This window comes from Wolbachia endosymbiont (group B) of Sphaerophoria taeniata (genome assembly GCF_947179355.1).
In the GTDB taxonomy this organism is placed as follows: domain Bacteria; phylum Pseudomonadota; class Alphaproteobacteria; order Rickettsiales; family Anaplasmataceae; genus Wolbachia.
On record NZ_CAMXAW010000001.1, the window covers coordinates 147,775 to 168,942 of the forward strand.

Annotated in this window: 12 protein-coding genes, 1 tRNA gene and 1 pseudogene; 6 read left to right on the forward strand and 8 right to left on the reverse strand. The window is 35.3% G+C overall.

Going from position 1 to position 21,168, the window contains the following annotated elements; all coding sequences use genetic code 11:
- Positions 1 to 74: 74 nt before the first annotated feature.
- Together ONG75_RS00735 and ONG75_RS00740 are read right to left on the reverse strand one after the other, a co-directional pair.
- A complete protein-coding gene (locus ONG75_RS00735) occupies positions 75 to 1,022 on the reverse strand; it encodes an IS110 family RNA-guided transposase (protein ID WP_264375505.1) in 948 nt (315 codons plus the stop codon).
- A gap of 206 nt (positions 1,023 to 1,228) precedes the next feature.
- On the reverse strand, positions 1,229 to 2,416 hold the full coding sequence (locus ONG75_RS00740) for an AAA family ATPase (RefSeq protein ID WP_264375506.1): 1,188 nt from the start codon (positions 2,414 to 2,416) through the stop codon (positions 1,229 to 1,231).
- Positions 2,417 to 2,702: 286 nt separating this feature from the next.
- On the opposite strand from ONG75_RS00740, the gene ONG75_RS00745 reads away from it, so the two are divergent.
- A complete protein-coding gene (locus ONG75_RS00745) occupies positions 2,703 to 3,623 on the forward strand; it encodes a ribose-phosphate diphosphokinase (RefSeq protein ID WP_264375507.1) in 921 nt (306 codons plus the stop codon).
- The gene (gene gatC / locus ONG75_RS00750) at positions 3,613 to 3,966 is read left to right on the forward strand and encodes an Asp-tRNA(Asn)/Glu-tRNA(Gln) amidotransferase subunit GatC (RefSeq protein ID WP_052264736.1); all 354 of its coding nucleotides are present in this window, start codon (positions 3,613 to 3,615) and stop codon (positions 3,964 to 3,966) included. Before ONG75_RS00745 ends, gatC begins: the two co-directional genes overlap by 11 nt.
- A 38-nt stretch (positions 3,967 to 4,004) precedes the next feature.
- On the opposite strand, the gene ONG75_RS00755 is transcribed toward gatC, so the two are convergent.
- From ONG75_RS00755 to ONG75_RS00775, 5 genes are all read right to left on the reverse strand, one after another.
- Positions 4,005 to 5,261 (reverse strand): Tol-Pal system protein TolB, encoded by a 1,257-nt coding sequence (locus ONG75_RS00755; RefSeq protein ID WP_064085826.1) that lies wholly within the window; start codon positions 5,259 to 5,261, stop codon positions 4,005 to 4,007.
- A 446-nt stretch (positions 5,262 to 5,707) separates the two neighbouring features.
- Positions 5,708 to 7,342 carry a ribonuclease J gene (locus tag ONG75_RS00760; protein WP_264375508.1) on the reverse strand — a complete coding sequence of 545 codons (1,635 nt, stop codon included), beginning with the start codon at positions 7,340 to 7,342 and terminating at the stop codon, positions 5,708 to 5,710.
- A 169-nt stretch (positions 7,343 to 7,511) separates the two neighbouring features.
- Positions 7,512 to 8,630 carry a molecular chaperone DnaJ gene (gene dnaJ, locus ONG75_RS00765; RefSeq protein ID WP_264337075.1) on the reverse strand — a complete coding sequence of 373 codons (1,119 nt, stop codon included), beginning with the start codon at positions 8,628 to 8,630 and terminating at the stop codon, positions 7,512 to 7,514.
- 82 nt (positions 8,631 to 8,712) lie between these two features.
- Positions 8,713 to 8,790: transfer RNA gene (locus ONG75_RS00770), tRNA-Arg, on the reverse strand.
- A gap of 852 nt (positions 8,791 to 9,642) precedes the next feature.
- Positions 9,643 to 12,729, reverse strand: coding sequence for a phosphoribosylformylglycinamidine synthase subunit PurL (locus ONG75_RS00775; protein ID WP_264375509.1), 3,087 nt, complete (start codon positions 12,727 to 12,729; stop codon positions 9,643 to 9,645).
- A gap of 108 nt (positions 12,730 to 12,837) precedes the next feature.
- Here ONG75_RS00775 and ONG75_RS00780 point away from each other — a divergent pair, with 108 nt between their 5' ends.
- The 4 genes and pseudogenes from ONG75_RS00780 to ONG75_RS00795 all read left to right on the forward strand — a co-directional run.
- The gene (locus tag ONG75_RS00780; RefSeq protein ID WP_264375510.1) at positions 12,838 to 15,756 is read left to right on the forward strand and encodes a PD-(D/E)XK nuclease family protein; all 2,919 of its coding nucleotides are present in this window, start codon (positions 12,838 to 12,840) and stop codon (positions 15,754 to 15,756) included.
- 215 nt (positions 15,757 to 15,971) lie between these two features.
- Positions 15,972 to 17,378: an ankyrin repeat domain-containing protein gene (locus tag ONG75_RS00785; protein WP_264375511.1), complete on the forward strand. Its 1,407-nt coding sequence runs from the start codon at positions 15,972 to 15,974 to the stop codon at positions 17,376 to 17,378.
- 191 nt (positions 17,379 to 17,569) lie between these two features.
- Positions 17,570 to 18,958 (forward strand): class II fumarate hydratase, encoded by a 1,389-nt coding sequence (gene fumC / locus ONG75_RS00790; RefSeq protein ID WP_010401666.1) that lies wholly within the window; start codon positions 17,570 to 17,572, stop codon positions 18,956 to 18,958.
- An 82-nt stretch (positions 18,959 to 19,040) separates the two neighbouring features.
- Positions 19,041 to 19,555 (forward strand): annotated as a pseudogene (locus ONG75_RS00795) (IS6 family transposase); the annotation flags it as partial.
- A gap of 136 nt (positions 19,556 to 19,691) precedes the next feature.
- Here ONG75_RS00795 and tnpC read toward each other — a convergent pair.
- Complete coding sequence (gene tnpC / locus ONG75_RS00800) at positions 19,692 to 21,074, reverse strand: IS66 family transposase (protein ID WP_264375454.1); 1,383 nt, start codon at positions 21,072 to 21,074, stop codon at positions 19,692 to 19,694.
- Positions 21,075 to 21,168: the final 94 nt, after the last annotated feature.

The window sequence follows — 21,168 nt, forward strand, 5'->3', positions numbered from 1 at the left end:
TTAAGCTATGTGAACAAGCACTTTAAGTTTGTGTGGATGCACAATATTCATTTCAATTACTGCTATGTAAATTTTTAAACATTCAAATTAATTGCCTCTTTAAGCCTTGCATTAGCAATTACTATAATTTTACGCATTAGAGCTGTTATAGCTACCATCTTCTTCTTACCACTTTCAACAAGCTTAGAATAAAAGGTGCCAAGTGCAGATTTGGACCTTGCAGCAGACATGGCAGATGTAAAGAGCTTTGAACGAATATTACTTCTACCTCCTATAATCCTTCGGTAACCAACAGTTTTACCACTTTCCCTAGGATGAGGTGCAACTCCGGCAAGACTTGCTACTTCTTTTCTACTTAAGTAACCAAGCTCTGGCATTAAACACAGAAAATCTTGTGATAGCTTTTTACCTATTCCAGAAACTGTTTTAAGGATTTTTTGACGTTGTTGTAGTTCATGGCTTCTATCAATAATTTTTTGTATAGTATCATTGAGTTCGTTTATTTGACTATCGAAAAATTCAATGGTCTTCTGACAACTTTTCTTTATATGATCATTTTCAGGAGCTTCCAGTCTACACTTTTCCTGAGCTCTCATTTGCGTAATGTCATCACGACGTTGACAAAGTGCAACCAGGGTTGATTGTTCTTTTGATGTAGGTACAAATAGAGAGAGAGTTCTATGGCGTTCAAATCCATATTGAGCAAGAGCCCTCGCATCTGATTTATCAGACTTTGCTACAGTTCCGTGAGACAAGATAAAGCTTTTTACTTTACGAGTATTAGCTCGATGTACTGCAATATTCTTGTCAATAAGAAAATGTGACAAACCAAGCTCATATTTTCCTGTGTTTTCCAAAGTTACTAAAGAATTAGGTAGAATATCTGAAAACTTTTGAAATAATTGTTGCCAACCATCAGAATCATTGTCAAATTTGACAGCGTTCTTCTGTTTGTGAATTGCAACGACATTTTTAAATTTTCCGATGTCAATGCCAATAAAATTTTGATAAGATGTAACCATAATAAACCTCGATAGTTTTAGTTAATTTAAGATTGTAAACGGGTGCATATATATGTCCCAAGCAACTATTCAAACGTATCGAGAGATGGGCTAGTGTACCTTGATTTAAACGGTTGTAGTACCAATATTCTTCCGGTCGCACACGCCCATGATAGTCCTATTCCTATAGTGAGTAGGGCTATCTTTCCCTCTTATCCTCTTTTATATCACATTTTCAACTTACAATATTCTAACTCAGCTCCCGAGAAACCATCAGTTTTATCTGCAAGTTTTTCAGTATTTACTTTAACTTCCAACTCTTCAGTATCTTTGAATTTTTTTATATACAAGTTCAATATCTCCTCACGCTGGGTCTTATCTGGCAAAGGAATTTCAATATGATTAGAGAGACGGCCTGGTCTAATAAACGCTTTGTCTAAAACATCTTTACGATTAGTTGCAGCAATCACTGTTACACCTTCTAGTGGGTTGAAACCATCAAGCTCGGTTAAAAACTGATTCACAAGGCTATTAGCATAAGCAGAATTGCCGTTACCACGTTCTGCAGCAATACAATCAATTTCATCTATAAAAATTATACAAGGAGCATTTGCTCTTGCCTTTTTAAAAAGTTCTCTTACGTGCGCTTCACTTTGACCAACATACGATTTTTGAAATTCAGAGGCAGAAACACTAATAAACTTTACGTTGGCTTGACATGCAATTGCACGAGCAATTTTGGTTTTACCATTTCCGGGTGGACCATAAAAAAGGTAGCCTTTTTCTGCTTTGTGACCTGTCTTTTGAAGTAATGCTTTATTTTCTTCTGGAATAATATCAAGAATCTTGTTTAGCTCCTTTCTCAAGCTTTCTGGAATTATAATCTCATCAAGTGTTGTTTTATTTTCCGATTTAGCTGGATCAAAAATTTCTATTGAAGAGTTACTTTGTGTGAATTTATTTATCAAACTATCTATTATTCTAAAATTTTCTGTACCTTTAACATCAACTTTTTTAAGATCAGCTAAAGCTTCTGCTCCTTCATCACCGATGTTGTTGCAACTTACATCAAGTGAAGTAAGGTTTTTAAGATTACCATTAGCTAAAGCTTTTGCTCCTTCATCACCAATGTCGTTAAAACTTAAATTAAGTGAAGTAAGGTTTGTAAGATTACCATTAGCTAAAGCTTTTGCTCCTTCAGCATCAATTTTGTTCCAACTTAAATCAAGTTGAGTAAGGTTTGCAAGATTAACATTAGCTAAAGCTTTTGCTCCTTCATCACCAATATAACAGCTTTTTAAACTAAGCTTTGTAATACTAAGATTGCTCTGTAAAAAGCTTACTAATTCACTTATGTTTATTGTTTTCGAGTGCAAATCAAGAAAGTCGCCTCGAACAAATTGACTAAAATCCATTTCGTTTCTCCATTAAATATATAGATATTTTAGCCTATATTTTAATAATTATCAAATTTTTAATAAATCTAATGAAAAATTATAGAAAATGCTTGGCATCACAAAAAATTTACTTTATTTTTAAGTAGAAAAATAGTACGTACCTTTGTGAAAACGAGTTGCATGATAAGAAAGCTGGTGAAATGTTTCGAGTAACTTTTTCTTTTCCATGAGCTACTTGACGGCAAGAATAAAGTTTTAATCATTCCATGGTTTCTGTATAATTTTCAAAACTTAATTGGTATATATGAAGGTAATAATAGGTAGCGCTAGTAAACGATTAGGAGATTCAATAGCAAGTGGGCTAAATGCTCAGCTATTCCCCAATCAGGTGTCAAGATTTGCCGATGGTGAGGTAAATGTAGAAGTAGCAAATGATCTACGTAATCAAGAAGTATATATAGTACAATCTCTTTCTTCCCCTGTAAATGATAACCTTATGGAGCTTCTGCTTACAATTGATGCAGCAAAGAGATCTGGAGCTAGGAGAATAACGGCTATTATTCCTTATTACGGATACAGTAGGCAGGATAGGGTTATTAAAAACAATAATATGCAATCTGCTTTAAGTGCTAAATTAACTGCAAATCTTATTCAAACAGCTGGTGCAAATAGCGTTGCTGCTATTGATTTGCATTCAAGTCAAATTGAAGGTTTTTTTGATATACCAGTTACTAATCTAAGCTGTTTTGAAGTATTTGTTAACTCTATATACAAGGAAAACTTGGCAATAGTTGCGCCTGATGTTGGAGCAATTGGCAGAGCTCGTGCTTTTGCAAAGATTTTAGAGGAAAAACACAAGTTGGATAATGATATTGTTGTAGTAGATAAATATAGAGAAAAAGCAGGTACATCTGAGGTAATGAATGTAATCGGAGAAGTTGTAAACAAAAATTGCGTCATTGTTGATGATATAGTTGACTCTGGCGGAACATTATGTAATGCAGCTCTTGCTTTAAAAAACCGAGGAGCAAAGTCTGTAGTTTCGTGCATTACACATGGAATACTTTCAGGAAATGCAGTTGAGAAAATCTCTTCCTCTTCTTTGGATAAATTAGTAATTACGGACACCGTATTTCACAAATTTGAAAAAAATGATAAGATAGAGGTTGTTTCAATTGCAAATATTTTAATTTGCTTTATGCAAGGAGGTAAAAGTGCCAGCTAGATCAACAGAAGATGTTATCACTTCGTTAATAGAATTTGCAAATAAAAGAAAAATAACAATTACTAAGGAAGAAATGCTTAAAACTGCACAGCTTGTGAGGATTAAGTTATCCGATGATGAGATTAAATACTACTCAAAAGAACTGACAATGCTGGATTGGATACATGATACTTTGTTGAAAGTTAATACTGAAGGTGTTTCTCCTATGCGTTATGGAACTATAGATAAGGATGTCCATGTACGCGATGATATTATAAATTCTCAAAACATTAAAGAAGAAATATTATCCAATACAAAATCGGAGCATGGGTATTTCGTAGTACCGAAGGTTATAAACGATTAAGATAAAGCAAGATTTATACCGATTTTATAGATCTACTTTCAAAAATAAGACCAATCTGGTAAAGAAGCATTCGTTGGAGTAAAAACCATTTTTTGATTTTTCTTTACTAAATCTACTAAATATAATTTAGAGTTGCTTGGTGATTCTGCGTTAGTAAAGATAATTTCTCTGCCATTTGGTAGCCATGCCGGAGATTCAATTTTATGTCCCTCTGAAAGCAAGCGCTCTTCTTTGCCATCTGGCTTCATAACTCCTATGTAAAATTTTCCTGACTGAATTTTTGTAAAAGCTATCAGATCTCCTTTTGGCGACCAAACAGGTGTAGCATATCTTCCATTTCCAAAACTAATTCTCTTGGGTTTTTTGCTTTTTTTAGTGAAATCTATGATATATAGTTGCTGACTTCCACTTATATCAGAACTAAAAACCATGTACTTTTGATCTGGAGACAAAGAGGGAGAAGTACTTATAGCTGAACCTTTAGTAATTTTTTTTGTTCGTTTACTGCTTAAGTCTAGAGATAATATATTTGTTTCACCACTCAATGAGTGGGAAATAAAAAGAGATTTACCATCAGGAGAAAATCTTGGTGCAGAAATAACTCCTTCAAATGCGCTGATTATTGATTCAGTGTTATCTTTTAAATTTTTTAATATTATATAACTTTTACCATTTGTGTATGAGATATAAACAATACCCTTTCCATTTGGTGAAAATCTTGGTGTTGACACAAATTTCTCACCATTTGTTAAGTACTTTATATTACTTCCATCTTGATTCATCACAGCAATTTTACGGACGGATTTGTAATTGCTATCTTTTTCTTCAGCGATATATGTAATTTTTGTATTGAAATGCCCTTTCTCACCAATCAATCTATCATGTATCACATCTGAAACAAGATGACTAATTTTCCTCCAGTCTTTTGCTAGAAAAACAACCGACTGAGTAAGTAATTCTCTGTTTGTAAAGCTGTCAGATAAACGAAAAGATAGCTCTAAATTTCTGTTTGATACTTCACTTAAACTTACTGTGACTACAGTATCGCTTTTCCAAGACTCAACTTTCGTGTTACGTTTCACATTAAATAAGCCACAATTAGATAGATTTGTTTCAATTACTTTTGTGATGCTTTCACTTAGCTCACTTTCCACTTCTGTCTTGCATGCACATTTAGATACAACAAGATCAATATTACCAATATTGCTTTTTTTTATATCAACATATAAAACAGCTTTTGTGGAATAAGGAATAAATAACGAAATAAATAACACCAGTTGAACGAATAGCTTCATTAGATTTCTTGCATTACCTCCTGTCATCTCAGCAAATAGCTTACTTTTGAAGTTAAACTGCATGACAGTAGAGTAAATCAATTTCTGCAGTACTTGACACTGGAATCCAGAAATTTGACTGCAAGTAAGTGCACTGAGGTGGCAAGCATAAAAGTAGCTGTTTTATTCTAAAATAAACGTCTTTGACAAGGTTGCATGAAAAACTGGATTCCAGTGTCAGAGCACTGGGATGACACTCTACTGGTGGAGATTGCTCTAAAACTACAATGTTTGCCTGGGCGTTGAGATGGCACCCTTCTGGTAGATTCAAATCACAATGTTTGTATAGTTGTGTGATCTGACACTGATTTTTTTTTACGGATTCCAGTATTGCATGCTGAAATAACATCAAAGAATACATTGTTAACTTCTTACTCAAATAATGGTTAATAAAAAGAGGTATATTTCTATACCTGTTCTATTTGGACTTCAATTATAGGTCTTTTTAGTAAATATTCCTTTAAGATACTAAATATTGAACTTTCAATCTTATTTCTTATTTTTTTTATCGGTTGTGGACTAAATGCTGACTCAACCTTCTCTATGATCTTTTGCATAATGGCTGCATCTTCTTGCGCTTCGAAAACACCAGGTGCAAATACTTTTGGCTTAGCGAGCAATTTGTTTTTCTTATTCACAATTGCTGTTACTACAATAACCCCAGCATCTCTCATTCTCTCACGCATCTTTATAACGCTGCATTCTGGATGGCGTAGCAACGTACCATCAATACCAAAGTAGTCAACATCAATTGAACTAACTTTTTCTCCATTCTCCAAATTAACAATATCACCTGGTGCAATCATTATTGCTTTTTTCACACCGCACTCTTTAGCGAACTTTACATGTGCATCCGTATGAATATACTCACCATGAACTGGAATAGCTATCTTAGGTTTTATCAAAGAATACATTTCCCTTAGCTCTGCTTTTACTGGATGTCCGGAAGCATGAACATTCTCTGTTTTTTCAGTAATAACTTCCACTCCCATCTCAATAAAGGCATTGAGCATGTTATGTGCACGAGTTTCATTGCCAGGAATGATTTTTGATGAAAAGATCATGGTATCACCTTGCTGCATTTTAAATGCTTGATGACTCTTATTAGCAAGCCTTGAGGTTGCTGCCAGTGGCTCACCTTGACAACCTGTGCAAAGTAGCACCAGCTTTTCCCTTGGAAAATTTACTGCCTCCTTTGCTTCTAGAAACTCAGGAGAATCAGTTAAATAACCACTATCCTGAGCAACTTTCACTATTCTCCATAAAGATCTGCCAAGTAAAACCACTTTTCTATTTAGTGCTTTTGCAGCTTGGCTTATTGTTTCAATTCGCGCCACATTCGAGGCAAATAGCGAGACAGCAACCAATTTTTTAGACCGCTTTATTATATTGTAAATATTATCATAAATTTCACTTTCTGACTCAGGGTGATGCTTGCTTAATATATTGGTTGAATCGCAAATTGCTGCAAGCAGATCACCTTTATCGCCAATTTCTTTTAAACGCTCTATATTAGAAATTAATCCAACAACAGGTTTTGGATCAAATTTCCAGTCCCCAGTATGAAGTGCACTACCTGCTTCAGTGCTAATTAATATTGAATTTGCCTCAGGAATTGAGTGAGTTACATTTATAAACTCAACGGTAAAAGGACCCAAATTTATGCTGCCATTTATGTCTACCTCTTTCACAGGTACCACACCTTCCAATCGAAACTCCTTTAGTTTCTCCTTGAGAAAATTAACTGTAAACTTTGTTGTATATATGGGACATTGCAAATCTTCCCACAGATGAGGCACTGCACCACAGTGATCCTCATGTGCATGTGTAATTATTATTCCAAGCAAATCTTTTTTTCTTTGAGCAATAAAATCTACATCAGCGATGAGCAGCTCAACACCTGGCATAGTTTCATCTGCAAAACCGATACCAAGGTCGATCATAATCCACTTGCCTTGATAATGATATAGGCTAACGTTCATCCCAATTCTTCCTACTCCTCCAAGAGGAAGAAATAAAAACTCATTTTTGTTTATGTTCATTAATTTTAAATTATTAAAATGCGAGGATAGCAAAACTTCGACCTTAAATAAAGGAATTTATCACTTTTGCATAACTTAAAAAAATCTTTTCACTAAAAGAGAAGGCTTTCAAATTGGTAAAAAGAATTAAGTGTATACAGCTACCTCTTTATATCATTTAGCAAATTTCTCATTTTTTTTTTACTTTTCCAAAGAATCCTTCAGATTTCTGCTCTACACTTTCATGTTCCCCTTCCTCAAGCGCTTTTAATAGCTCAATCTGCTTTTGGGTTAAATTCTTTGGATTTAAAGTCTCAACTATTACCTGTACGTATAAATCACCACGAGCATGTGAGTTCATATATGGCATACCCTTTTCCCTACAACGTAGTTTGGTACCAGTTTGAGTGCCTTCAGGGACCTTTACTTTTATTTTAGCTCCATCAATTGATTGAATATCGATTTCACCACCAAGTACTGCTAGTGTCATTCTTATAGGCACTTTACAGTGTAAATCTGCTCTATTGCGAGTGAAGATCTGATGAGTAGCTATTTTCACACATACGTATAAATCTCCGCTTTTTCCACCTCTTGCTCCAGCTTCTCCTTTACCACTGACCCTTACTTTAGCTCCTTCTTCTATGCCTTTTGGAATTGAAACGGAGATATTTACTTCATCTCTTTTACGTCCACTTCCACCGCATTTCTTACATTTATTTTGTATTATTTCTCCTTCCCCATAGCATGTAGTACACGTTCTTTCAATGGTAAAAAAGCCCTGTTGAGTTCTAATTCTACCGCTTCCCTGGCATGTGTTGCACTGAACTGGTTTGATTGCTCCTTCGCTACCTGTGCCTTGGCATGTATTACATTTTATATTTGTCACATAATGTATAGGTGCTTGTATTCCTTTAAATGCATCTTCCAAGGTAATTTTAAGGTCGTAGCGCAGATCTGCTCCAGATACTCCTGTTGTACTTCTTTTTGTTCTTGACCTACTTGTACTGCCGCCGAATCCTCCACCAAAAAAATCGTTAAATATATCGCTAAAATCCCCTCCAGCTTGGCTGAAATCAAATCCACCGGAAGCACCATCGTGACCATAACGATCATAACCTGCTCTTTTTTCAGAGTCAGATAGAACTTCATATGCAGCTGTTACTTCTTTAAATTTTTCCTCTGCTTCCTTATTACCAGGATTTCTGTCAGGATGATATTTTAATGCTAGTTTTTTATATGCTTTTTTTATCTCGTCAGTACTAGCATTTCTGCTCACTTCTAGCAGATCATAATAGTCTTTTTTGTTCATATATAATAGCTCAGTATTTTACCTTTAAAGATAGGTATTACACATATGAATTTCAAGCATGACCTCTATTTCCTATAAAATATGGTGCACCCTGAGCGACTTGAACGCCCGACCTTTTGATCCGTAGTCAAATGCTCTAATCCAACTGAGCTAAGGGTGCTTGCACAAAGTTGACTTTAACAGATTTTATAGCTTATTTCAATTGGTTTAGCTAAAAATAAAACTCTTATCATGTATGAAACCTGTAAGAAATTGTACTAGCTCTCTTAAAGGATAACTTAAGTTAACAGTTTCCAATTACTTTGATTTTAGAACCGCTATCCGAATAAGAGCTTTTCACATTATACTACCAAGCTGCTAACAAATAGCGGAATGACGGTTATAGTTAAATCTAAACTATTTTGGCTATATCAGAAGACGGGTTATGCAGAAACCTTAAAATACTTCTTGCTTGCCAAGGAGAATAAATACATTCCTACAAACAAGCAGATACTCAATATCGATGCATAGGAAAACTTGAAAATTAAATCTTTAATATATATTGATAAGCATTTACCTGCAGAAATTTTGTATAGTAGTCCAACACAAATAATCGTACTATCAATGACCGATGCTATAATTAAAGTGATGAAATTTGCCATATGAAAATTCAATTTCGACTTTAATTCTTCAAAAACAACTATGCTTGAGAGAAGAGAGATTAAAATTGCAGTATATAGAACCAGTATCATAAAACTAAAATTTTGCAATTTAAAAAGACAGCATATCACTGTACACACTATTAAGCTGTAAGTAGCTTTGCTTCTACCATAAAACTCAACCATTGAGTTTACAACTAAAGTAGCTCCCACAAATAAGGCAGCACATATCATTAATTTATTTGAAGTGTTAAGTAAAGAAAGACTGATAAGCAAGAGTATTGATAAAATGGACATAATCACCTACCCAAATTTAATAATATGCATTTATTTTAATCAGACATTACACATAATGAAAAATTTGTCTAGCGTAATCAAAAGTTATTTAAACTAGTACCTAAGTCTTTCAAATCTATTCTTATAATATCCTTTATATTGAGAGCTTTCTCCTCTGTCACTTTTCCAATACATGAAAAAACTATACCTTTAAACAATTCTTCAAACTTCCGCTGATTTTGCGGGGCAATAGTTACTAATATTCTACTTTGCGATTCAGAAAACATTATTATCTTGTTTATTATGTCTGTATTTTGTGTTTTTCCTATTGGTACTAGTGAAAGATCAATTTCAGCACCAAGGTCTCCTGCAATTAGCGATTTTGCCAAAGCAATAATTAAGCCGCCTAAGTTTGGTGCAATTGCAGAGACAATTATGCCATCTTTTATTGCCTGGTTGTAACGTTCATACAACCTCCTAGCGCTCTTTGCATTAACTTTTGGCACGTTGTTATTATCTATTCCACTATATAACTGATATTCAGATCTACCAAGCTCATCGTGGGTTGTACCAAGCACATATATCAAGTCCCCTGGCATTTTCACATCAAGCGATACCGCATTTTCAATATTGTCTATAACTCCAATTGCTGAAATGAGTAGTGAAGGTGGTGCAGATATCATCACTTTCTCGCCATTTTCATCATATCCCTTAAAGTCGTTAAACATACTATCTTTTCCGGATATAAATGGTGTTTTAAATGCAGTTGCAAAGTTGTAACAAGCCTCTGCAGCTCTCTTTAGTTGCCACAGCCTTTCTGGATTATAAGCATCACACCAGCAAAAATTGTCGAGCAACGCTAGATGATTTATATTTCCTCCTGCAGCTACGTAGTTGCGTATTGCAGTGTCAATCGCACATGCTGCCATGTGATAAGTGTCAATTTCTCCATAACTTGAGCCAAATCCCTGCGATTTTACAACACCTTTGTTTGAAGAAAGGACTGGCCTCGAGACAACAGCTTCACTGCACACTCTTCCCTTGCCTTGCAGTGGTTTCAGTATTGACGATCCTTGAACCTCATGGTCATATTGCACCACTATAAACTCTTTGCTGCGTATGTTTGGTCTGCTTAGCATTTCTTTTAGTGCAAAGGTGTCATTCCAGTGCTTGACACTGGAATCTATCTCAAGCTCAACTCTGCCATCGCACGTATTTTTACATAAAGTTTTAGATTTATTTGCAGACAAAGCCTGCTGGATTCCAGTGTCAAGCACTGGGATAACAGGAGAGAATTCTGGAATAACAGCGTATGGGTTAGATTTTCCAGACCATGGCTTTGTCTGTAAATGCATTTTAGGATTACCATCATGCAGAAATTCAGTTTCGATGTCCATTATTACTGCCCCTGGGGGACATTTAACAACGGCTTTGCCACTTTTGTTGAATTCTCCAATTACACAGACCTCCACATCATGTGTTTTCATGATTTGCTTAAACGCAGGAAGATTTTCTTCTGGCACTGCTAAGGTCATTCTCTCTTGTGATTCTGATATCCATATTTCCCACGGAGCCATACCATCGTTTTTAAGGAGAACCTTGCTCAAATCCACTTCAAATCCGTCTTTTCCCATTTCACCAATGGACGATGATAGACCGCCTGCTCCATTATCCGTTATTGCATTATAAAGACCAAGATCTCTTGCTTTTACGACGGCGTTGGATAATTTTTTTTGTGTTATAGGATCACCAATTTGCACAATTGTTGAAGGGCTGTTTCCCGACAATGCCTCTGAAGAAAAAGTTGCACCGTGAATTCCGTCCCTTCCAACTCTTCCACCAATAATTACGATTTTATCACCGTTTTTGGGTTCTTTTATGTGTGAAGGTGCATTATTTATATTCCGTGGAATAATTCCGATGCTTCCAACAAAAACTAATGGCTTTCCACAGAATCTATCGTCAAAGTATACCGATCCAAGTTGCGTTGGAATACCGGAGCAATTACCAGCAACATTAACACCGTGAATCACTTCTTTCATTATATATTTTGGTGGTAAGATTTTATCAGTACGCTCTTTATCTCTATAAAGTTTGCCTTTTGATTCTTTGGCAAAGCAAAAGTAATAAGTATTCATGATAGGTTCTGCACCTTTGCCAAAACCGACTATATCTCGATTAACTCCAAGCACTCCAGTCATTGCTCCACCGAACGGATCGAGAGCTGAAGGACTATTGTGAGTTTCAACTTTATCTACAATCAAGTAATCGTCATCAAAAATTATTCCTCCTGCGTTGTCGGAGAAAACTGACACGCATATGTTAGAATTTATCTCACGCGTTGCACGCTTAATATAATGAGCATATAGACCATCTTTTATTTCATCAATAGGGGAGCAAAAAATATTGTGTTTACAATGTTCAGACCAAGTCTGTGCCAGAGACTCAAGTTCAATATCATATGGATTTCTACCGAGTTTTTTAAAGTAATCCTTTATAGCTTTCATTGCTGCCAGCGAGAGCCCTAAAGTGCCATTACCATCGATTCCATCTCTGCTGATTTTTTCAAGCTCTTGGTCACTTACATTGAGTTTGACAGATTTTGCTCCATTATTAGCTGGTGTCATCCCAGTGCTTGACACTGGAATCCATTCTTTTTTTTCCTGGTTACGCGCTGTAATGACACCAGGTGGGGTATTTGGTTTACTGTAATACTTCCAATGGCAATTGCCGTTTTCTTTATAGACAAGTGTGCAATATTCAGTAATAGGATTGAATTCCTGTTTTATGTCATCTTCGGTTGGAAAACCTCCTTGACTTAGAATCAATTTTGAACTTCTTGCCTTGATAGAAACACTTTCATCAATGTGGCCTTTGCTCATTAGATATTCTCTAACAATTTGTTTTGCCGTGTTTCCTACGTTATCGGTCATGCCAGGTAAAAAGCTTATCTCCAAGCCCCACTTTGCTTGTGATTCTATGAAGTTATATTGAACTTTTTCAAGGTTTTCATTGTAGGAATAATAACGGCAGTCTTGTATGACTTTATTATAAAATAGCCCACAAATTTCTTCATGTAATTTTGATGGTAATTCTTTGCTTATGTAAATCAAGTAAACATTAACTACCCTTCTGCGGCCAACTTGTTCACATTTATTAAAAACTTCTATTCTGATGTTTGCCATGTAATATTGTGAAAGACTTTAATATATCATAGCATAAGAAACTGCGAGCACATTTATATTTTAAATAATTTCTATACAATAAAAGTGTTGTATTAATTGTTACTGTTAGTGGGAAGAGTTTTTACTGTTAATGTGAATGAGTCCCTTTTTGATGTGCTGGTTCAGCACATATTTTCTGAATATGAAAGAGAAAAAATTCCCGAGATAAAGATCATACTTCCCTGCAAGAGGGATGTGATAGCATTGCTGAGTGCATTCAAGAATTACAGAACTATAATTTTGCCAGAGATAGTTTCACTAGAAAACATTGATGAAGAAGATTTAATATTAAATCTTGATAGAGTTAAAGTTATTAACCCGACAAAGAGAACGCTGCTACTCATTCAATTTATATTGGAGTGGAATAAAAAACACAATGATAGTTTTCCAATCGATCTAGTTTACAGTTTGCCGTCATTACTTCAATATACCCAAATAGCGGATTGTTATCAGCTTGATGAGCATTCGAAGAAAATGGAGAATTTCATAAACTTACTTATCAAAACTTGGAGTAACACTTTAAAAAATTTAGGAGTAGTAGATATACTAAAGCATAAGAGTGACTACATAAACAATATGATAGCCTCCCTGAAGAAAGATCAGCATATGATCTTTATTGGAATTGGAAAGGAGGAGATTTATAAGTTGTTGATTAAAGCTGTATACGACCTGCCATTTGGAAAGATAATTTTACCTAATCTGAATTTGAAAATTAAAGAGAAAGATTGGCAATCACTTGATAAAAAACATTATCAATATTGCCTGAAAGATCTGCTCGATTATTTAAGTATAGGCAGAGAGGATGTAAGTTTTCTGCCAGAAGCGTGTTCTGATGTCATTCCAGTGCCCAGACACTCGGATCCAGAAAACTTAACTTTAAATGAGTGCACCAGGTTGCTGTACAATAGAAACTGGATTCCAGTGTCAAGCACTGGAATGACATCATCTACTACTCAAATTACCTGCAAATTACAATGTTCGTACACTAAAAATCAGAGGGCTGGGATGACAGGCATTCCTGAACTAGATTATGTCTTTGATACAACTGCCGATCTAAGTAAAGTTAGTAATGGATATATTGGCAATATTGAAGTCATCACTTGTGATTCCAGAGAGGAAGAAGCACAGGTGACGTCACTAATTATGGAGAATGAAGGTTATGAAAACGTTTCTTTGGTTGTTTTTGATAAATTACTTGCAGTTCGTATGGTGTGCCCCATATCGAAAAACTATTCTTATGTGACGCTTCTGCTTTATAGTATTGAGATTTTGAACTCAAAATGGAACGGTGTGGCATTGCTTTCTCTTCTTAAACATAGGCTAGTGACTTTTGGTTACGCTCAAGAAGAGTACACTCGTATTTTATCTGAGTTTGAGATAGAAGTATTGCGTAGCTTTGATATAAATGGTCTTAAGGATATTATCAACGCTATTAGTACTTGTAAAAAGCTAAGATATAAAGAAGATATATTAATTATTATCAGTAGATTAGAAACTATATTTAATCTTTTACTTAATCTTATAAATTATCCTATTTCTGATATAGCAGCAGCTCATTTACAGTGTGTTAATGTGCTTTCTAATGTGAATTTTCTAGAGCTAAATGGTGAAATAGGTAATTTTACTCGTGATTTCTTAAATGCATGTGACGGTATAGCAATTGAGTGTTCCTTAGAGTTATATAGTCAAATCCTGATATTATTTTTAAAAAGGAAGTTTTTTTCTCCAGAAAATAACTTTGATAAATTTAGCTTATATCAAAATAAAGTTGTAATACTTGCTGGATTTAATGATATACCAAATTTTCAGAATCCGTTTTTGAGTGCACTGAATAGAGAAAAATTTAACCTTCCTTCTGTGCAAGAAGAGCAAGGGTGCTTTTTGTATACTTTGCGCAATTTATTTGGTGCCGGCAAGGTTTATATTACGAGGCTAGTGAGTGATAGAAAATCAATTCTATTGCGCCGTTTGGAGGTTCTGTTACAAGAACCAAAATATCCTTATCGCAATTGGCTAAGAATATTAAATACACCTGAGTGCATTGTTCCATGTACTCAGCCTATGCCAAAACCTCAAGCCAAAGTCAGAGAAGAAAAAATGCAAGTGATGTCTTGCAGTGCGGTAGAAAAACTGATTCGTAACCCTTATTCATTTTATGTTGAATACATACTGAACCTTAGACAGTTGAAAGACTTAAATTTTAAGCCATCGATATTGGAGTTTGGCACTATGGTACACAATATTTTTGCAAGATATTTACGCAACGAAAAGTCGCTGATGAGTATTGCACGAGAAATATTCTCGTCTAATCGATTCCACTTTTCAAATATGTGGTGGGTAAGGTTGCAGAGGATAATTCAATCTTTTGTTGAGTTTGATAGGACTGGAAACAATCAAGTTGAGTTGGAGAAGAGCTTTTCCTATCCGATATTTCATATTCCAGCGCGTGACACACAACTGCGCGGATGCTGTACAACTTCCACTAAGAATAAGGGTGTCATCCCAGTGCTTGACTACTTGGATCCAGAAAATTTGATTGCAAATGAACACACCAGACAATTGTGTAATAAGAGCTGGTCAGATACTCGAATGACAGAAGAAATTTTATTGACAGCAAGATGTGATAGAGTTGAGTATCTACCAGGTGGGCAAGTAGCAATTATAGACTATAAACTTGGTTCACCACCTTCCAATGAGGAAGTTATGTCAGGATTTTTCCCGCAATTAATTTTACAAGCTTTAGCAGTGGAATACACAACAAAAAAAGAAGTCTCGGAGCTTGCTTATTGGAAACTTGATTATGATAAAATAAAGGTTATTGCTTTGAAAGATTATAGACAAAAAATGCATGAATTTCAGAATATTCTACCAGATTTCTTATCTAATTATTTAAGAGATACTACTCCCTTCATTGCCTCTCCTTATTTTGATAAATTCCTGAGATTTAACATCTACAAACAACTAGAAAGGATAGGGGAGTGGTTATAAATTATATCTCCTCTTATCCAGATCAAAATAGCTGGTTGTACAGCTGGTTTACTAAGTGCAGTAGGAGAATTACTAGATTGTGATATAGACTCATCTTTGCTAGACTCAAACAACCATAAAAAAACACTAAAAAGTGATTCAATCAATTTTAGCCATTAAAACTTGAATAGTGGCTAAAATAGCTTTAAATTGTATATTTATTTTAGGAGGGGTATATGCCATCACAAAAACAGCTAAATGCGCAGCTAATTGATGCTGCTAAAAAAGGACAGCTAGATTTTGTTCAGCAAGCTATACAGGGTGGAGCAATTATTAATACAATAGATGATGATTATGGGAGAACTGCTTTAATATGGGCTGCTGACAATGGTCAACTAGAGATATTACAATACTTGATAGAAGAGGGAGCAAATGTTAATGCAGAATCTCCGGGAAACATAACTGCTCTAATTCATGATGCTGCCCATGGTCATCTTGAGGTAGTACAACTTCTAATAGCAAATGGAGCTGATTTAAATGTGAAACGTAAAGGTCAATTCTCTGCCCTAACATATGCTATTGTAAATGGCCATACGGAGATAGCAAAGCTTCTAACTAGATATCATTTAATAGCTAATCTTGATATGTCAATACCTCGCTTTCCTCTTCCTACTTGTATACCAGAGTTATCATCTTATTGGTATGACTGTAAGGATGAGCTCAATAAAATGAAGGAAGAAGATAGTGAATTATATAATTTTCTTGTAAGTAAGAGAATTAATGAACAGGTAAGAATTTGGACAGAGAGTGAGACAATACGAAATATTTCACAAGATAGATTAAATATAGAATACTCAATCTATGCTAAAGATTTAACAGGTAAAATAGAATTAGTGATATTTTTTCTTAACAACAGGGAAATAATCAATTCTTTATCGCGGTATTATAAGGTAAGAATTCAAACAATTGATCAGGTAAAAAGGCTACTTGATCGTTTCACAAGAGAACATGTAGAGCTTGAAGTAGAAATTGTTCCAGCACAATTAAACTTTAATACTCAAGAGTTACAACCCCCTAAACTAAAAACATTATCATTTGCACAAATGATTAACAATCATGCAGGATTATTTTCAGCTGCCAAAAATGGTCAATTAGAAACAGTAAGATACCTGATAGAAAAACAGAAAGAAGATATTAATTCAACAGATCACTATGGAAGAACTGCTCTAATGTGGGCTGCTGGAAGTGGCTATTTAGAGGTAGTACAGTACCTGATAGAAACAGCAAAAGCAAATGTTAATGTGAAAGATGGCTATGAAAACACTGCTCTGAATTATGCTACTAGAAACGGGCATTTAGATGTAAAAGAATATCTGAAAGGTTACATACAAAAAGAACTGCGGAAGAAATACGTCTGCATTGGCGTGAGTGGTGCAATAGGTTATGTTGCAGGTATGACAATATCATGTTCTGCGGGAGCAGCGATTGCAGTTTGTGCAGCATCAGCTACCATTAGTCTAGCGTTAGGTGCAATTTTTGGTTATACAGTTGTAGAAGTAAAAAAAGAGAAAGCAAACACAGGTATAGCTTCTGCGCTTAAAGATGTTTTCACTATTCAAGCTCTAAGTAGAATAGCCTTATAGAGGGTGAGAGTAGGTTTATTGCTTAAGGTTGCATGATTGCCTTAATAACAATAAAAAAATAATAGAAGCAAAAGATATGGCTTGAAAGTTTTCTAAGGTCTTCACTAAAAATGTCTCAACTTGACACTGAAATACAATTTGATTTAACTAATCATATATGTAGGTAATGTCAAACACTAGAATGAGGAAATATGGATAAAAAAGTTAGAATAGAATCAGATAGCTTAGGAGAAGTAAAAGTACCAAGTGAACATTACTGGGGAGCGCAGACTCAGCGTTCTTTGGAAAATTTCAAAATTGGTACAGAGAAAATGCCAGAGCCCCTGATTAAAGCGCTAGCAATAGTAAAACTTGCAGCAGCACGTGTTAACATGAAGCAGGGTAGCATAGATAATAGAGTAGGGGATGCAATCTGCTCAGCTGCAAAGGAAATAATAGACGGTAAATTTAATAATCAATTTCCACTTGTTGTTTGGCAAACCGGGTCTGGGACGCAGACCAATATGAATGTGAATGAAGTGATCAGCAATCGTGCAATAGAAATTTTGGGCGGTGATTTAGGTAGTAAATCTCCAGTGCATCCAAATGATCATGTAAACTGTGGTCAGTCATCAAATGACACTTTTCCAACAGCAATGCATATAGCAGTAGCAGAACAAATAGACCGCTTGCTTATTCCCAATCTTGAAGAATTATATAAAGCGCTAAATAATAAGGTTCATGAATTTAAAGATATAATAAAAGTAGGGCGTACTCATCTGCAAGATGCAACTCCTCTAACACTTGGGCAGGAATTTTCTGGCTATGCAGTTCAGATTAAAAAGGGAATAGAGAGAGTAAAGTCAACTCTAAGCAATGTATATGAACTTGCACAAGGTGGCACTGCAGTTGGCACGGGAATCAATACTAAAAAGGGTTTTGCTGAGGATTTTGCTAAAGAAGTGGCAAAAATCACTAATTTTCCATTTATTTCAGCAAAAAATAAGTTTGAAGCACTAGCAGCAAATGATGCTTTAGTTGAGCTCAGTGGAGCACTCAATACAGTAGCAGTAAGCTTGATGAAAATTGCAAATGATATAAGGTTACTTGGTTCTGGTCCAAGATGTGGAATTGGAGAAATAATGTTACCAGAAAATGAGCCTGGCTCTTCAATCATGCCGGGTAAGGTGAATCCAACTCAATGCGAAGCAGTGACTATGGTATGTGCTCAAGTTATGGGAAATCATGTTGCAGTGACAATTGGTGGCTCAAATGGTCACTTTGAATTGAACGTGTTTAAGCCGGTGATAATTTACAATGTTTTGCAGTCTATAAGACTTTTAGCTGATACAAGTTTAAATTTTGCAGAGAAATGCGTAGTTGATATTAAAGCAAACGAAGAAAGAATAAAGGATTTACTAAATCAGTCGTTAATGCTAGTTACTATATTAAATACGCATATAGGATATGACAATGCAGCAAAAATAGCGAAGCTTGCTTATAAAGAAAATATCACTCTAAAAGAAGCAGCAGCAAAACTTCAACTACTCACTGAGGAGGAGTTTGAAAGGATAGTGAAACCAGAGGAGATGGTAGGTTAAACTACCACCTTTTTTAGGGTTCTGTCGCATTTGTAGGGAAGTAGAAAGAAGAATGATATAATTGTCTAAAAAAAAAGCAAAGATGTTTCGTATCAATCAAAAATTGTTGCCATATTTCAAAGGATTTAGCTTTTCAGCGGATGTTATCTGTATACATGAAATGTCGATTCTCTTTGAGCTATCGAGATTTGGAAGAAATGATGAGTATAAGGGGAGCAAAATGCTACGTTACAAAGGTGGGTTATCACCACTGATAGATGAGGCAGTAAGGAAAAGAAAGAAGCAGGTTGGTAGTAGTTGGAGAGACTTACATTAAATTAAACGGTAAATGGGTTTATTTATATACTGTAGACTTGTGTGTTAGTAGAGACAAGTCTGCAGCACTTGCATTCTTTCGTAAAGCCTTCAGGAGTAACTATCTTCCTGAGAAAATTGTAATTGATAAAAGCGGCAGTAATACTGCTGCTCTTGATGATTTGAATGCAGAAATTTCTGAAGATTACAGTTCTTCAAATAAAATATCTAAATAATATTGTTGATAGATTTATCAAAAAACTAATAAAGCCAATGCTTGGGTTTAAAAGCTTCCATTCCGCAAAAGACCTGCTGCGAATCAAGCGATAAAAAGAAGGAAAGGAGGGTGACTAAAATGAAGGTTAACTAAAAGGCGTGCTTAAGATTTACAATACCAGCAATAAGGGAGTGTTAAATAGTATCCGTTCAGGAGAGTGGTTTAAGAAACAATAGATAAGAGGTTTTGGAAAGGATTGAGACCCCTTTGTTTCCATGTTAAGTATAACGAAATTATCCGTTCAAGGAATGCATTTCCCCGCTTTGATTGTGTAAAATACGAATTTTTGCGGTAAACGACATAATGCCGTATCTGCTGTTCAGCATGGTTGTTTGTCAGCGGAATGTTTTTTGGGTCATCTAAAAAATTCCACATCATTCTTTCAGATTTCAAAATATTTTTCGCAACTCGAGAGGCTCCAATTGCTTCAGGTAAGTAGGATATTTCCTTCAAGTAATACCTTGTACGTTTTCGCAACTTTCTGGCACGTCTGGCAAATCTAAAAACATCTATCTCATTTTTTAGCAAAGCCTTTTTTAGTGCAAATAATTCAGTAGCTACATTTCTTAAGTAACAGCCAAGAACTTTGACTTCAATATTCCAACTATGCGCTAATCTTTCAAAATCCCTTGCTAAGTGTGCCCAGCAGATTTGCCTTTTTTCATCAGCAAAGTAATTGTATACTGCGTACCTGTCGGTTACCACTAAGCTATTATGATTGCAGCATGCGTTATTTTTTAAAACTTTCATTCCTCTTGACTCTGTCAACTTCACAAAACTTGCCGTATTGCTTGCAAACATCCAACACCAAGCGAGTTTACCTTTGTTATAATGGCTCGTTTCATCAATATGTAGAACTTTACTCCTACTTATCTCTTGTTCGATCTGCTCATACATTTTTTTGCATTTTGAAGCAACTCTATGTTCACTATTTGATATGCTAACGACGCTTATGTTCAAATTGAAGATATCATTTACGACACTCGCTATTTCGCGTTTTGAATTTTTGTAGAATCCGCTGAACGCTGCAATTATTGACTTAACCCTTGGACCAAATGTATCTGACGTAACACCTTCTGGTAACTTACTGCTTCTTCTTTTTCCGCATCTCCGGCAACGACCATGCTCCATCTGATATTCCACTACATAAGGCCTAATTTCCGGAAGATCAACTTTTTGATGAATGTACGGTCCATTGCATATTGCAATCCCTCCTCCGCATTCACAAGTAGATGACAACTTTACTTTTATCACCTCATCTGCATCCATTTTGGCGCGAAAACTTCCTTTATGACCAACCTGACCACCAACGTTTCTGTCGCTCTTTGGCTTGTCCTTTTTTATTTTGTACAACTCTCTAGAGCTTGGTAGAGATGAATTTTTCGAGTTTAAACCAAGCCTTTCCTTTAATTCAGCGTTCTCTATCTTTAAAGCCTTGTTCTCTGCTTTTAAACTTTCATTCTCCCTTTCCAGCTTTTCTATTTTTGCTTCTAACTTTTCTATTTTTTGCTGTAAATTTTTGCAAAGCTCTAAAAGGTTTACCACATTACCTCACTTTTGCTCTATGATTATCTTTTTAGATCACCTTGTCTACCTTATTCTGCCACTCCGCTGAACGGATACGTTAAATAAACTGTGT

What these genes read in the sequence shown, in the direction of transcription:
- ONG75_RS00735 (WP_264375505.1), bottom strand. Translation starts at nt 1,022, where the DNA reads ATGGTTACATCTTATCAAAATTTTATTGGCATTGACATCGGAAAATTT.
- ONG75_RS00740 (WP_264375506.1), bottom strand. Translation starts at nt 2,416, where the DNA reads ATGGATTTTAGTCAATTTGTTCGAGGCGACTTTCTTGATTTGCACTCG.
- ONG75_RS00745 (WP_264375507.1), top strand. Translation starts at nt 2,703, where the DNA reads ATGAAGGTAATAATAGGTAGCGCTAGTAAACGATTAGGAGATTCAATA.
- ONG75_RS00755 (WP_064085826.1), bottom strand. Translation starts at nt 5,261, where the DNA reads ATGAAGCTATTCGTTCAACTGGTGTTATTTATTTCGTTATTTATTCCT.
- ONG75_RS00760 (WP_264375508.1), bottom strand. Translation starts at nt 7,342, where the DNA reads ATGAACATAAACAAAAATGAGTTTTTATTTCTTCCTCTTGGAGGAGTA.
- dnaJ (WP_264337075.1), bottom strand. Translation starts at nt 8,630, where the DNA reads ATGAACAAAAAAGACTATTATGATCTGCTAGAAGTGAGCAGAAATGCT.
- ONG75_RS00775 (WP_264375509.1), bottom strand. Translation starts at nt 12,729, where the DNA reads ATGGCAAACATCAGAATAGAAGTTTTTAATAAATGTGAACAAGTTGGC.
- ONG75_RS00785 (WP_264375511.1), top strand. Translation starts at nt 15,972, where the DNA reads ATGCCATCACAAAAACAGCTAAATGCGCAGCTAATTGATGCTGCTAAA.
- fumC (WP_010401666.1), top strand. Translation starts at nt 17,570, where the DNA reads ATGGATAAAAAAGTTAGAATAGAATCAGATAGCTTAGGAGAAGTAAAA.